Here is a 13,246-nt window from a genome sequence, read left to right as displayed (position 1 = left end):
CCTAAAGATTGCGCTCTTTCTTTAATTGTAAAAATGCTTTCCATTTCACGACTTCGGGCGGTAACTCAGGAGCCGGATCGGTATAGCCTGCTTCTTTAACTAATACCTCTAAAGGCACTTGCTTACCTTTACACACAAACACACCACGCACATGCACTATACAATGCAGGCCGCGCTCACTGATAAAGCGTTGTTCAATATAGAAATATTTTTCATCCCAACCCACGACCTTGGTTTCAATCTCAAACTTTTTTAAGGGCTTGATATCGCGGATATAGGTAAATTCGGCGGCGTTAACAATTGGCATCCATTTTAATTTGAGGAAACGCTTCAGCAACCCCATTTCGGCCAACATATAGGTGCGGGCCAGATCCATAAACGCTGGGTAACGGGAGTTAGTAAGATGGAAATTGATATCGCAATCACTGGGCAACGCGCGATAAGTAATGCGGCTCGTCCCCAAAAAATCAATCTTACGGCAATGGCGCGTGCGCCAAAATAACAACCAAAACAAACGGAAATACAGATTCATATGCAGTCGCCCTAAAAAGAAGAGCCACAGGCTAACAGAGGTCATACCAGAGGGCAAGCGAGATCTGGCTCACAAAAAAGGCGCCATTTGGCGCCTTTTTATGCTCAAGCACAGCTATTTAGTATGGCTTAAGCGGCAATCCCAGAGTGGCGCAGCAGCGCATCGATACTCGGCTCGCGGCCCATAAACTGTTTGAACAAGTCCATAGGCTCGGCTGAACCGCCCATTTCGAGGATGTTGTGCAGGAAGCTACGGCCCGTGTCAGGATTGAAGACGCCTTCCTCTTCGAAGCGAGAAAACGCATCCGCCGACAGCACTTCTGCCCACTTGTAGCTGTAATAACCCGCAGCATAGCCACCGGCAAAAATATGCGCAAAACCATGTTGGAAACGGTTAAATGCTGGCGGAATTAACACGGCCACCTGACGACGCACTTCGTCTAAGGTCTGTTGAATACGCGCGCCTTTTGCAGGGTCATATTCGTGGTGTAGTCTAAAATCGAACAGTGAAAACTCCAGCTGGCGCAACATCATCATGCCGGATTGGAAGTTTTTTGCCGCTAACATCTTATCTAACATCGCTTTTGGTAAAGGTTCACCGGTTTCGTAGTGACCGGAGATCTCCGCTAAGGCTTCTTCTTGCCAGCACCAGTTTTCCATAAATTGGCTAGGTAATTCGACCGCGTCCCAAGGCACACCATTGATACCTGATACGCCAGCAACATCGATTTTGGTCAGCATATGATGAATGCCATGGCCAAACTCATGGAATAAAGTCGTCACTTCATCGTGGGTGAAAAGCGCAGGCTTACCATCCACAGGGCCATTAAAGTTACAAGTGAGGTAGGCAACCGGTTTTTGTAAGCCATTGGCGGTTTGACGGCGCACGCGGCAGTCATCCATCCAAGCGCCGCCGCGTTTACCAGTGCGGGCATATAAGTCTAAATAGAAACTGCCTCTGTGCTCGCCCGTTTCGTCAAAAATATCAAAGAAACGCACGTCTTTATGCCAACGGTCAAACTCGGTGTGCTCAACAATCTTTAAGCCAAATAGGCGTGAGACAGTGTAAAACAAGCCAGATAGCACTTTATCTTCAGGGAAGTAAGGGCGCAGCAACTCTTGGGAAATCTCATACTTATGTTGCTGTAATTTCTCAGCGTAGAAACTTAAATCCCAAGAAGCCATTTCGCTCACACCATAATGCTCCAGTGCAAAGGCTTTTAACTCGGCTAATTCGGCCTTGGCTTGGTCTTTTGAACGCAGCGCCAATTCATTTAAGAAGGCCATCACCTGCGCAGGCGTTTCAGCCATTTTCGTGGCGAGGGATTTTTCGGCAAAGCTATCAAAGCCTAACAACTGTGCCAATTCATGGCGCAGTGCGAGAATTTCATCCATCAATGGACCGTTATCGAATTCGCCCGCATTTGGACCTTGATCCGAGGCGCGAGTCACGAAGGCTCGGTAACACTCTTCACGCAAGTTGCGGTTTTCGCTGTAGGTCATCACAGGTAAATAGGAAGGGAAATCTAAGGTAAATAGCCAGCCCTCTAATTCGCGGGCCTCGGCCATCGCTTTTGCGGCCGCTTTAGCTGAATCGGGCAAGCCAGCGAGTTCTGCCTCATCGGTAATTAACTTAGTCCAGGCTTGGGTTGCATCGAGCAGTTGATTGGAAAAGCCGCTGGTAAGTTCAGAAAGACGCTTAACGATTTCACCATAACGCAGTTTTTGCGCATCGTCTAAGCCGATACCCGAAAGCTCGAAGTCCCGTAAGCTGTGCTCAATCACCATCTGTTGTGCTTGGCTTAATTGAGCAAACTCTACCGATGCACGCAGTGATTTGTAGGCCTCATATAACCCTTGGTGTTGGCCAACGTAAGTGCCGTATTCGGATAACAGTGGCAAACAAGCATCATGGGCCGCGCGCCATTCATCGGTACTCACCACTGAGTTCATATGGGAGACGGGTGACCAAATCTGGCTTAACTCATCATCTACTTGCTCCAGCGGGGCGACTAAGTTATCCCACGTAAAAGGCCCAGGGTTTTGCAGCACTTCATCAATCTTGGCACGACACTGAGCAATGGCTTGCTCAACGGCAACTTGAATATGTTCAGGTTTAATCTGTGAAAAAAGCGGTAATGCAGCGCCGTTAAGCAAAGGGTTGCTCATAATGATTCCTCTACAATCTGTGTAGCTAATAAATAAGGGCTTATGTTCAATTTATCAAGGCGAGAAAACCGATTGCTATCTTCGTTTGTAGGCCTAACGCCATTTCATCAATAAAAAAGTGAACCAGCTCTCAATTAGGATTTACACTAAATTTACCCTTTGAATCTTGATAGTTTGATCGCAAATCAAATCCATTCTCATTAACGCTTATATGTATATAGGCTAACATCTGTGCATATTCTATATTTTCAATTAGATTGGCTTATTTATGGCAGCATCAGTTAAATCCATCATTAGCGCCGTAGGCGCCATTAGCTTAGTTTGCTTTAGCCATCCATGTTTGGCCAACGAGAGCTTGGCGCAAACCGAAGGGATATTAAACAGCAAATTATCTGCGGCTAACGTGCCTTTAACTGCTAACATCGATTTAGGCTGGGATAGCAAGTATGTTTCGCAGGGGCGCAATAACTTGGCTAAAGGCGGTATTTATTGGATGAATACCAGTATTCAATACGGCAATCTCACCACCTATGCCCTCGTTGGCCGTGGTGATAGCCAAGCCTATACTGAGTGGAATATTGGCCTAGAATACGCTTTGGATTTAAGTGAACATTTAGAAGCGAATCTTGGCTATCAACGTATTGAAGGCTATAGCAGTAGCCGCTGTCAGGATAACGAACTGTTTGCTGAATTGGCTTACACCGCCAAGCCTTGGCTAGTGCCTTCCGTGAGTTATGTCTACTCCACCGAGGCGGCGGGCTATTTTGTGGAGCTGAGCCTACACAGCTATTGGCAAGTTACAGAGCAATTCACACTCTCCCCCTACGTAACACAAGGCGTTGATTTTAAATATCGAACAGAAGAGCACAATGGTAGAAATCATCTCCAGTTTGGGCTAGAAGCAAGCTATAACCTTACCGAGAATATGAATATTAGTGGCCATATTAGCCACAGCATTGCGCAGGCAGATATAGAGCAAGAAGCGGCCACGAATGGCGACTTTAGCTCACAGGATCAAACCTATGCGGGCATCCACTTTAATATCAGCTTCTAAGCGTTACTCGGCCTAACTCCCTTCGGCTTGGCAAACCGTTCCCGTCCAAACTACACTCAAGATGTCGATGGAACGACCTTGATTTAGCGAGGCACAGGGAATGTTGGCTCAACAGTTAAAAATACTCACGAACACATTTATTACACTAGCATTTTGTACTCTGCCATCCTTAGCGGCACCCGAGAGCGAGCCTGAATTAGTATTAGAATCTCTCTCAAAAAGTAGCACGACTGACTCACTACCACTGGGGACATTGCTCGACAGTCAAGGTAAACCGCTGCCCATTCCCGCAGAGCAAAGCGCTTTGGATTATTCACCTCCCACCGTCAATGTTGACAATACGTCTCCAAAAACAAAGACCAACAAGACGCAATCCACTAAGACTAAAAATAAAAAATTGAGTCGCAAGCAACAACTCGCCAGCAGAGATAAAATCGCTAACGATCCTAGTTGCCGTTGGCTTGATGCGCGCATGTCACAGCTCGAAACCCAGATCGGCAATAAGCGAGAGCAAGCCGCCGACTACCATAGCGATGAGCTCAATGCTCGCAAGCAGGAGTGGCAATGCCTTAAATGCGGCGTAGAAGGACCAAACCCTGATGATTACCATCGCTGCCAATATCGCCGTTAAGCTTAAGCTAACCGCCAAGGGATAAAATCTCAGCTTCATGGAGATTTTTTGTGACAAACCAAGGTCTATACCATGGCGACTTAATGGGCTGGTCTGCAAACCCATTCCAACCTACAATGGCCTTCTGCTAATAAGCACCTCATTCTTAGAGTTAGACGGAGAAACTCATGGCTCAACATTTTGACTATATCTGCCTAGGCGCAGGCAGCGGCGGTATCGCCTCAGCTAACCGAGCTGCCATGCGTGGCGCTAAAGTGCTACTCATCGAAGCAAAACACGTTGGCGGCACCTGCGTAAACGTGGGCTGCGTACCCAAAAAAGTCATGTGGTATGGCGCGCATATCGCCGAAGCCATGAACCTCTACGCCAAAGATTATGGCTTTGATGTTTCAGTCAACAAATTCGACTGGAACACCTTAGTAAACAGCCGCGAAGCCTATATTGGTCGCATCCACGAGGCCTACGGTCGCGGCTTTACCAATAACAAAGTCACCCTGCTCAATGGTTATGGCCGTTTCGTTAATGGCAACACCATTGAAGTAAATGGCGAGCACTACACGGCTGACCATATCCTGATCGCTACTGGCGGCGCGCCAACCATCCCTAACATTCCAGGTGCAGAATATGGCATTGATTCCGATGGCTTCTTCGCCCTGCGTGAACAACCTAAACGTGTCGCAGTCGTCGGTGCTGGCTATATCGCCGTCGAAGTCGCGGGCGTGTTGCACGCACTTGGCAGTGAGACTCACCTGTTTGTGCGTAAACATGCGCCGCTGCGTAACTTCGACCCTATGCTGATCGACGCCCTCGTCGATGCCATGAAGACCGAAGGCCCAACCCTGCACACCAACAGCGTCCCACAATCTGTGGTCAAAAATGCCGACGACAGCCTGACTCTGAACCTCGAAAATGGCGAAAGCGTGACCGTTGATTGCCTGATTTGGGCTATTGGCCGCTCACCCGCAACGGGCAATATCGGTTTAGAAAACACCGAGGTGCAACTGGATAGCAAAGGTTATGTAATTACCGACGCGCAGCAAAATACCACCCACAAAGGCATTTATTGCGTGGGCGATATTATGGCGGGCGGCGTGGAACTGACTCCCGTTGCGGTTAAGGCAGGTCGCTTACTCTCTGAGCGCCTATTCAACGGCATGAGCGATGCCAAAATGGATTACAGCCAAATCCCAACCGTGGTCTTTAGCCATCCTCCGATTGGCACTATGGGCTTAACCGAGCCAGAAGCCCGCGCGCAATATGGTGAGGATAATGTGAAGGTTTACACCTCAGGCTTTACCTCAATGTATACCGCCGTCACTAGCCATCGCCAAGCCTGTAAGATGAAACTGGTCTGCGCCGGTAAAGAAGAGAAAGTCGTGGGTATTCATGGCATTGGTTTTGGTATGGATGAGATCCTCCAAGGCTTTGGCGTCGCCATGAAAATGGGCGCCACCAAAGCCGATTTCGATGCCGTTGTCGCCATCCACCCCACTGGTGCTGAGGAATTTGTGACTATGCGCTAAGCGCATGACTCAAGTTTTAAATCAGGCTCAATAGCCTGTGAATGTTGCATTTTATCGAAGCGGTTCTGATATTCTCAGCGCCGCTTTTTTTATGTTCAACGATAAGCCATCAAGCCTATTTATCCGCTCTCAACATCCCACTCTTTCGCCCCAATTATCGGTTAAAAGCACAGGTAAATTTATCAGTATTCAAATCAATTTCTCTTGCTTTATGCCAACCGAAAGTATGCAAACTGGGCATTTCAACTTGATATTTTGCTAACAAAGATCTTATTATAGTTATAGCACTAACTATTATTCACTCTAAATAAAACAAGGAGGCATTATGTCAGCTAAGCATGCTGCAGATGAAAACCCCATCTCACAGATCATCCGTTCCACCCGGGAACGCCTTCATGGAACACTACAATATTTCTGCCTGTTCGCCATTCTAAGTACCTATCTCTTTGTCATTTTGAAACCGAGCTTCATTCAAAATAACAAAGCGTTAGGAGGAAAATAATCGATGAATTCCCTCTCTTACGTTTCATTGGCAATTTATTTTATTGCCATGCTCGCTATTGGTTTGTTCGCCTATCGTAAGTCGACCGATGATGTCTCTGGCTACATTTTGGGTGGCCGCCAAGTGAGCCCGCACGTCACAGCACTCTCGGCCGGCGCCTCGGATATGAGTGGCTGGATGCTGATGGGCCTACCCGGCGCTATGTTTCTGGTGGGGTTTGAAACCCTGTATATCGCCCTCGGATTATTAATTGGTGCTCTAATCAATTATCTGGTGGTCGCCCCTAAATTGCGGGTCTACACCGAGGTCGCCGATAACGCGCTGACGATTCCAGAGTTCTTCGCCAAACGCTTTGGTCAGGCCGATAACAGCATTCGCATTATTGCCGCCGCCATCATAGTGATCTTTTTCACCCTCTATACCTCGGCGGGATTAGTCGCGGGCGGCAAGTTGTTCGAATCCGCCTTTGGGCTGAACTACGACATAGGCCTAGTCGTTACCTTAGCCGTCGTGGTGTCGTACACTCTGCTGGGGGGATTTTTAGCCGTTAGCCTCACTGACTTTGTGCAGGGCTGCATTATGTTTGTCGCCTTGGTGTTAGTGCCTTTCGTGGCATATCAAGAATTTACCAGCGCAGATCGTATGATGAACTTTGCTTATCAGTCGATCCCACATTTTACCGACGCGATGCAAAATGTGACTCTGCTTGGGCTAATCTCTAGCCTCTCGTGGGGGCTTGGGTATTTCGGTCAGCCGCATATTATTGTGCGTTTTATGGCAATCCGCTCGGTCGCCGACATTAAAACCGCTCGCCGCATCGGCATCAGTTGGATGACTGTGACCATTATCGGCGCCTTAGCGACAGGCTTAGTTGGTATCGCCTACGCCAATAAATTTGGCATGAAGCTTTCGGATCCAGAAACCATCTTTATCGTGTTTTCAGAGCTACTATTCCATCCCTTAATCAGCGGCTTCCTGCTGGCAGCGATTCTCGCGGCCATTATGAGCACGATCTCATCGCAGTTATTAGTCTCGTCGAGTTCGCTGACCGAAGATATTTATCGCACCCTCTCGAAGAAACAAGCGAGCGAGCAAGAGATGGTCAAAATGGGTCGTTACGGGGTCGCTGGTGTTGCCATTGTCGCAACACTGCTGGCACTCGACCGCTCGAACAGTATCCTCTCCCTCGTGAGTAATGCGTGGGCAGGCTTTGGTGCCGCCTTTGGTCCGCTGGTGCTGTTTAGTTTGTATAAGGCTAACCTCACCCATAAAGCGGCGATTGCGGGGATTATTTCGGGCGCGCTCACGGTACTCTTTTGGATTTATGCCCCCGTGCTTGCCGACGGTAAGGCATTGAGTAGCTTAGTGTATGAGATGATCCCTGGCTTTGTTGTCAGCAGCACTGTGATTTATCTGGTGAGCAAATTCGATACCGATCCTTGTCCTAAAACCACTAAGCAATTCCATCAGGCCAGTCGTGTATTGGCCGAGGAAAGCTAAGGAGGCGTTATGACAAACTCTCCCCGTAAACGTATCGTCGTCAAAGTGGGGAGCGCCTTAATCGCGCCCCACAAGCAAGGTTGCAGTAGCCATTATCTCTTGGGTATCGCCCAGTTTATTACTTACTGCCGCGTCCAAGGTATCCAAGTGGTACTGGTTTCATCCGGCTCGGTTGCCGCTGGTTGGCATCATTTTGAGGGCCAAGCTCAGCCCAGTGTCACAGTGAAAAAGGCGATGGCGGCCGCGGGTCAAGCGGATATGATGGCGACCTGGAATAAGCTATTTGATTTTCCCACCGCCCAACTGCTGCTGACCCATGGCGATTTACGTAATCGCGAGCGTTATATCAGTATTCGAGACACGATTTTTAGCCTGCTCGACCACGGTTTAATGCCGATCATCAATGAGAATGATGCCGTGACCGCCGACAAACTTAAGGTTGGCGACAATGATAATCTCTCGGCCATGGTGGCGGCTGCGGCCGATGCCGACACTTTAGTAATTTGCTCGGATGTGGATGGACTCTATGATCAAAATCCCCACGAACATCCCAATGCTAAGTTGATAAAGCAAGTCACTGAAATCAATGCAGATATCTATGCGATGGCGGGGGGCGCCAGCAGTGATGTTGGCACCGGAGGCATGCGCACTAAGATCCAAGCCGCCGAGAAAGCCATCTCCCACGGCATTGAGACCTTTATTATTAATGGCTTTAATGCCGATTCCTTTAGCCAGCTGCTAAAGGGGCAAAATCCGGGCACCCTCTTTACCCCCTACGAAAAACCGATGCAGGAGCATTTGCATTGGATGACCCACACCTCGCAAGCGCAGGGCGAAGTGATCGTCGAGGATGATTTTGACCTCGCACTCGATCAGCACAGCGAGCAATTAACCAGCGATGATGTGGTTGAAGTCAAAGGGGATTTCTCAGTGGGCGACACCATTCTGGTGCGTAAAGGCGATGGCACTAAGTTAGCGAAAGCCAAATCTAACTACAGCAGTTGCCTACTGAGTTTTATTACCGAGCAGGATGATCAGGCGTTTGCCAGTGAATTCCAGCAAAAAACCGGCCCCATCATTTCCGATAAGAATATCGCCATTCTTAAATCCATTTGAGTGGAGAAACTATGAGCCTAATTAAACAAATATCCGCCGATGCCGCCCATGCGGCCCGCACACTCGCCCAACTCGATGAGTCGTTAAAAAATACCGTATTACTGGATATGGCGCGCTCATTAAGGGAAAAAACCTATGAAATCCAAAGCGCCAACCTGATTGACGTGCACCGAGCGACTCAGGACAACTTAAGCCCCGCCATGGTCGATCGCCTCACGCTGAACCAGCATCGTATTGAGGCAATGGCGCAAGGAATCGAAACCATCGCCGCCCTGCCCGATCCCGTTGGGCGCGAGCGTTTTATTGGTAAACGCCCCAATGGTTTATCTATCAGTAAGATGCGCGTGCCACTCGGCGTGGTGTGCATGATTTATGAGGCGCGACCTAATGTCACTGCCGATGCCGGCGCATTGTGCTTTAAATCCGGCAATGCGGTGATCCTGCGTGGCGGTAAGGAAGCGCTACACACCAGCCAAGTGATCGCCAGCATTTTACAGGCGGTACTGACCGCCTATGGCTTGCCTAAAGCACTTATCAGCGTGATCCCTGATTCTGACCGCGCCCTAATGCTCGAACTGATGCAGCAGCGGGAATTTATCGATGTGATCATCCCTCGCGGTGGCGAAGGATTGATTAATTACGTCACTGAAAACAGTAGCATTCCGGTTATTCAGCACTTTAAAGGCGTGTGCCATTTATATGTGGATAAAGACGCTAATCAAGATATCGCCTTGGATTTGCTGCTCAATGGCAAAACCCAACGCACAGGAGTGTGCAACGCCCTCGAGGGCTTGTTAGTGCATAAGGATATCGCGCCGCGATTCTTGCCCCGCGTCGCCAAAGCACTGGCCGAGCATCAAGTAAAAATCAATGCATGCCCTCCGGCCGCCGCGTATTTCGACGCTTGCACTTATATGGCAGAAGAAGATTTTGGCCAAGAATACTTGGACTTAGAAATCGCCATTCGCCAAGTCGACAGTTTTGGGGTCGCCACCCAACATATCGCTAAGTTTGGCAGCCATCATACCGAGGTGATTTGCACCGACAATGAACTCACCGCCGCCCGCTTTCAACGCGCAGTGGATGCCGCTGTGGTAATGGTGAATGCGTCATCGCGTTTTTCCGATGGTAGCGAACTCGGCCTCGGCGCCGAAATCGGCATCGCCACCACTAAGCTACATGCCTACGGCCCCATGGGACTCGAAGCTTTAACCACTGAAAAATATCTGGTTTCAGGCACAGGACAGATTAGGGCTTAGCGATTATTAGCAGTCCAGCTAATGATTAAGCACTGGCATTCCAGTGACTCGCCGCGAATATATCCCTATAGGCTCGACGGCGGCATCTGATGCACATGGAAGTGCAAATGCCGCGATCACATGGATGTGAAAGAGCGGCCATGCCGCCAACGGTCACTTACATGCCAGTGCTTAATCTTGTTAGCTCTAAAGCGGATATAACTAAATATCACTTTTGCTCAAATTTGGGTACATGTTCCCCATTAATAATCTACCCAAGTATCACTAAAAGTATTATATTCATCCTTGAACAAGGAAAAATTCTATAACTAAAAATTTTTAATGGAATTAAATTTATGTCAATCATAAGTGATATTTTGAGTATTTCTAAAAAATTATCTCTATATAACGCCAATGAAGCAGAAACTAGGCTTAAGATTATAGATAAAATACTTTTTGAAATTTTAGAGTGGACTCATGAAGATATCACTGTTGAGGAACGCGTTAGCGAAGATGGCAACACAACATTTGCCGATTATGTAGTACGGACAGTAAATGCTGCGGTTGTGATTGAAGCCAAAAAAGTAGGTATTGCATTTGAGACGACTAACAAAAATCGCAGAATAAAATTAAGTAAAACTAATTTAGAAGGTCCCATTGGGGATGCAATAATCCAAGCAAGAGATTATTGCAGAAAACTAAGCATACCATTTGCAGTAGTTACTAATGGAGAGCAATGGGTTATATTTCCTGCAAACAGAATAGATCAAGTTGGGTTTCATGAATCTAACGCTATTGTATTTAACAGTCTCGAGTCTATTCTAAAAGACGATTTCCAAGAATTTTATAATTTATTATCTAGAACCGCAATAATAAACTCTAGTTTAGAAAACAGTCTACTTGGTTATAAAGAAGACCAAGTTGAAGAGAGAAGGCTAAAAAATTTCTTTCGCACTAACTCTTATTATGTAAATAATAATCCAATGTATCCTCTGATTGACGAAGCTATAACTACTGCATTTTCTGATACCATAACTGAAATGGAACCAACATTATTTGAAAAATGCTATGTGAATACTGCCGAAAGAACAAAGTTCGACAGAAAAATTAACATGCACATATCAAAAAGCCAAAGTCAATTTATTAAATCACCACTACGACCTTTAAATAAAAGCCAAAATAATGCATTTAAGGAAATATTACAAAAAGCTCATAATAGAGCAAAGCCTCTAGCTATAGTCATAATGGGAACTGTTGGTTCTGGAAAAACAACATTTCAACACTATACCCGTAATGTATCATCATCAGATTTGTTCGAAATGAAAGTGAATGGTTTTCACCCACAATGGCTAAGAGTCGATTTTTTAGGATATACAAATGATGTAGACCCCATAACATTTATATACGAAATGCTAATGGAGCACATAATTAATGATGAAGACATTAACAATTATGAAAAATGCGTAAAACTTGCTTATGAAAACGAAATTGCAGCGATTAAAAGTGGCCCGTCATTTTTAATAATGAACAATGAGGAAAAAATTAATGAAGCAATTGCGAACAAACTAACCGAAGAATACAATCAAAAAAAACCATATATAAATAAATTACTATCATTTTTATCTCAAAAAACCCCAATCTATTTGGTAATCGACAACCTTGACCAGTTAGCCGAAAATATTCAATCTAAAATATTCACTGAGTCCGTTGCTCTTGCACAAAAACTCAGACTAAATTTGATTATATCCATCCGAAATTCAACATACGTAGAGCATAGAAATTCACCGTCATTTAATGCTTTTGATTTTGATCCAATCTTAATTGAACCCCCACAAGTTGAATCAGTTCTTTCAAAGCGTTTTTTCCTTGCTAAAAACTTAATTAGTGGGAAACGGGGAGAGTTTATTTCTGAAAATGGAGCCAAAGTTACAGTAGAAAATTTATCTAGCATTATTGAATTAGTACAAAGTTCAGTTCTTGGTACTGAAGTAGGTAAACTATTAGAGGTTTTAGCTGCTGGTGATATTAGGAATGCACTTAGAATGACCCGCCACTTCTTAGAGCATGGATATAGTAATCCAGGTAAAGCAATGCAAACTTATTTGTCTAGTGGATCTTATACCTTACCGAGACATGAAGCATTAAGGGCTATTTTACTTGGTAGCTACCCTGTATATTCGGAAGAAACATCTTTAATTGGTAACCCATTTGACTCGAGGCTAGGTAGAACAAATCTCCAAATGGTAAGAATGTTTATTTTATCAGCATTGGTCCAATATAGTTCAGAATCGACATTCCAGTATCTATCAGGTACAGAGATAAAAACCATCATGCGTATGATTGGGATCTCAGATGAGTATACCCTTCGAGCACTAGATGATTTATGCCGATTACGGTTCGTACATACAGCAAGCCATGACAAGGCAGACTTCACATCTAATTTTTATCCAAGTCGACTCGGAGGATATATAATAAGAGATTTAATTTCTAATATGATGTATATCGAGAACATCATGATGGACACATTTATATCTAGTGAAGATATTTGGTCTAAAATGTCAGAACTAGGAAACAAAATACAGAATAGCTCAAACGATGTTGTAAAAAGACTAGAGTTAAGAATAGAGAAAATTAATGTTTTCTATTCTTATATTTCATCTTTATATAATCAATTATTATCTGAATCTCACAAGAGAAACCTTCCTAAAGAGTGGAAAACTAATCCGTTCTCAGACTCCTGTTCTAAACTAGAGAGAAATATGAAAGCCGCTCTATATTCTGCGAAACGAAACTACGGCAAAAATAATAACTAAAGGCAGCGATAGTAAATTTGGCTATGAGCACAAGGAACTTTCAACTCCGTTGGGGGCGGCAAGGGAGATCCAAGAGGGAATTGCTGTTGATCCCCTCTTGGTCGGGTGTGGGTTGAAAACCCACGACCTTGATTCACCTCGGCCGTAAGGCCGCAAAACTCAACGTAAA

The 13,246-nt window shown here is 45.8% G+C and carries 10 protein-coding genes; 8 read left to right on the top strand and 2 right to left on the bottom strand.

The window, feature by feature from the left end; translation table 11 throughout:
- Position 1 precedes the first annotated feature (1 nt).
- Positions 2-532: a thioesterase family protein gene (locus L976_RS07230; RefSeq protein ID WP_037423843.1), complete on the bottom strand. Its 531-nt coding sequence runs from the start codon at positions 530-532 to the stop codon at positions 2-4.
- Positions 533-660: 128 nt separating this feature from the next.
- Positions 661-2,700, bottom strand: a complete 2,040-nt coding sequence (gene prlC / locus L976_RS07225; RefSeq protein WP_047535550.1) for an oligopeptidase A — start codon at positions 2,698-2,700, stop codon at positions 661-663.
- Positions 2,701-2,968: 268 nt separating this feature from the next.
- Here prlC and L976_RS07220 point away from each other — a divergent pair, with 268 nt between their 5' ends.
- From L976_RS07220 to L976_RS07185, 8 genes are all read left to right on the top strand, one after another.
- Positions 2,969-3,754, top strand: coding sequence for a hypothetical protein (locus tag L976_RS07220; protein ID WP_037427432.1), 786 nt, complete (start codon positions 2,969-2,971; stop codon positions 3,752-3,754).
- Positions 3,755-3,854: 100 nt separating this feature from the next.
- On the top strand, positions 3,855-4,385 hold the full coding sequence (locus L976_RS07215; protein WP_047535548.1) for a hypothetical protein: 531 nt from the start codon (positions 3,855-3,857) through the stop codon (positions 4,383-4,385).
- A 167-nt stretch (positions 4,386-4,552) separates the two neighbouring features.
- On the top strand, positions 4,553-5,908 hold the full coding sequence (gene gorA / locus L976_RS07210) for a glutathione-disulfide reductase (RefSeq protein WP_037427436.1): 1,356 nt from the start codon (positions 4,553-4,555) through the stop codon (positions 5,906-5,908).
- Positions 5,909-6,233: 325 nt separating this feature from the next.
- Entirely contained in the window at positions 6,234-6,410 is a 177-nt protein-coding gene (locus tag L976_RS23490) for a hypothetical protein (protein WP_023266152.1), read from the top strand.
- A 3-nt stretch (positions 6,411-6,413) separates the two neighbouring features.
- On the top strand, positions 6,414-7,910 hold the full coding sequence (putP, locus tag L976_RS07200; RefSeq protein ID WP_047535544.1) for a sodium/proline symporter PutP: 1,497 nt from the start codon (positions 6,414-6,416) through the stop codon (positions 7,908-7,910).
- Between the two features lie 9 nt (positions 7,911-7,919).
- Positions 7,920-9,026 carry a glutamate 5-kinase gene (gene proB, locus L976_RS07195; RefSeq protein ID WP_047535542.1) on the top strand — a complete coding sequence of 369 codons (1,107 nt, stop codon included), beginning with the start codon at positions 7,920-7,922 and terminating at the stop codon, positions 9,024-9,026.
- An 11-nt stretch (positions 9,027-9,037) separates the two neighbouring features.
- On the top strand, positions 9,038-10,285 hold the full coding sequence (locus L976_RS07190; protein ID WP_047535541.1) for a glutamate-5-semialdehyde dehydrogenase: 1,248 nt from the start codon (positions 9,038-9,040) through the stop codon (positions 10,283-10,285).
- 335 nt (positions 10,286-10,620) lie between these two features.
- Complete coding sequence (locus tag L976_RS07185; protein WP_047535539.1) at positions 10,621-13,077, top strand: P-loop NTPase fold protein; 2,457 nt, start codon at positions 10,621-10,623, stop codon at positions 13,075-13,077.
- The last annotated feature ends 169 nt before the right edge of the window (positions 13,078-13,246 follow it).

The organism is Shewanella sp. ZOR0012 (assembly GCF_000798835.1).
Lineage (GTDB): Bacteria > Pseudomonadota > Gammaproteobacteria > Enterobacterales > Shewanellaceae > Shewanella > Shewanella xiamenensis.
Note: the sequence above shows the minus strand (reverse complement) of the source record. Positions and strands in the feature narration are given on the sequence as shown.

Coding starts and splice junctions, on each gene's coding strand:
- L976_RS07230 (WP_037423843.1), bottom strand. CDS start 532: ATGAATCTGTATTTCCGTTTGTTTTGGTTGTTATTTTGGCGCACGCGC.
- prlC (WP_047535550.1), bottom strand. CDS start 2,700: ATGAGCAACCCTTTGCTTAACGGCGCTGCATTACCGCTTTTTTCACAG.
- L976_RS07220 (WP_037427432.1), top strand. CDS start 2,969: ATGGCAGCATCAGTTAAATCCATCATTAGCGCCGTAGGCGCCATTAGC.
- L976_RS07215 (WP_047535548.1), top strand. CDS start 3,855: ATGTTGGCTCAACAGTTAAAAATACTCACGAACACATTTATTACACTA.
- gorA (WP_037427436.1), top strand. CDS start 4,553: ATGGCTCAACATTTTGACTATATCTGCCTAGGCGCAGGCAGCGGCGGT.
- L976_RS23490 (WP_023266152.1), top strand. CDS start 6,234: ATGTCAGCTAAGCATGCTGCAGATGAAAACCCCATCTCACAGATCATC.
- putP (WP_047535544.1), top strand. CDS start 6,414: ATGAATTCCCTCTCTTACGTTTCATTGGCAATTTATTTTATTGCCATG.
- proB (WP_047535542.1), top strand. CDS start 7,920: ATGACAAACTCTCCCCGTAAACGTATCGTCGTCAAAGTGGGGAGCGCC.
- L976_RS07190 (WP_047535541.1), top strand. CDS start 9,038: ATGAGCCTAATTAAACAAATATCCGCCGATGCCGCCCATGCGGCCCGC.
- L976_RS07185 (WP_047535539.1), top strand. CDS start 10,621: ATGTCAATCATAAGTGATATTTTGAGTATTTCTAAAAAATTATCTCTA.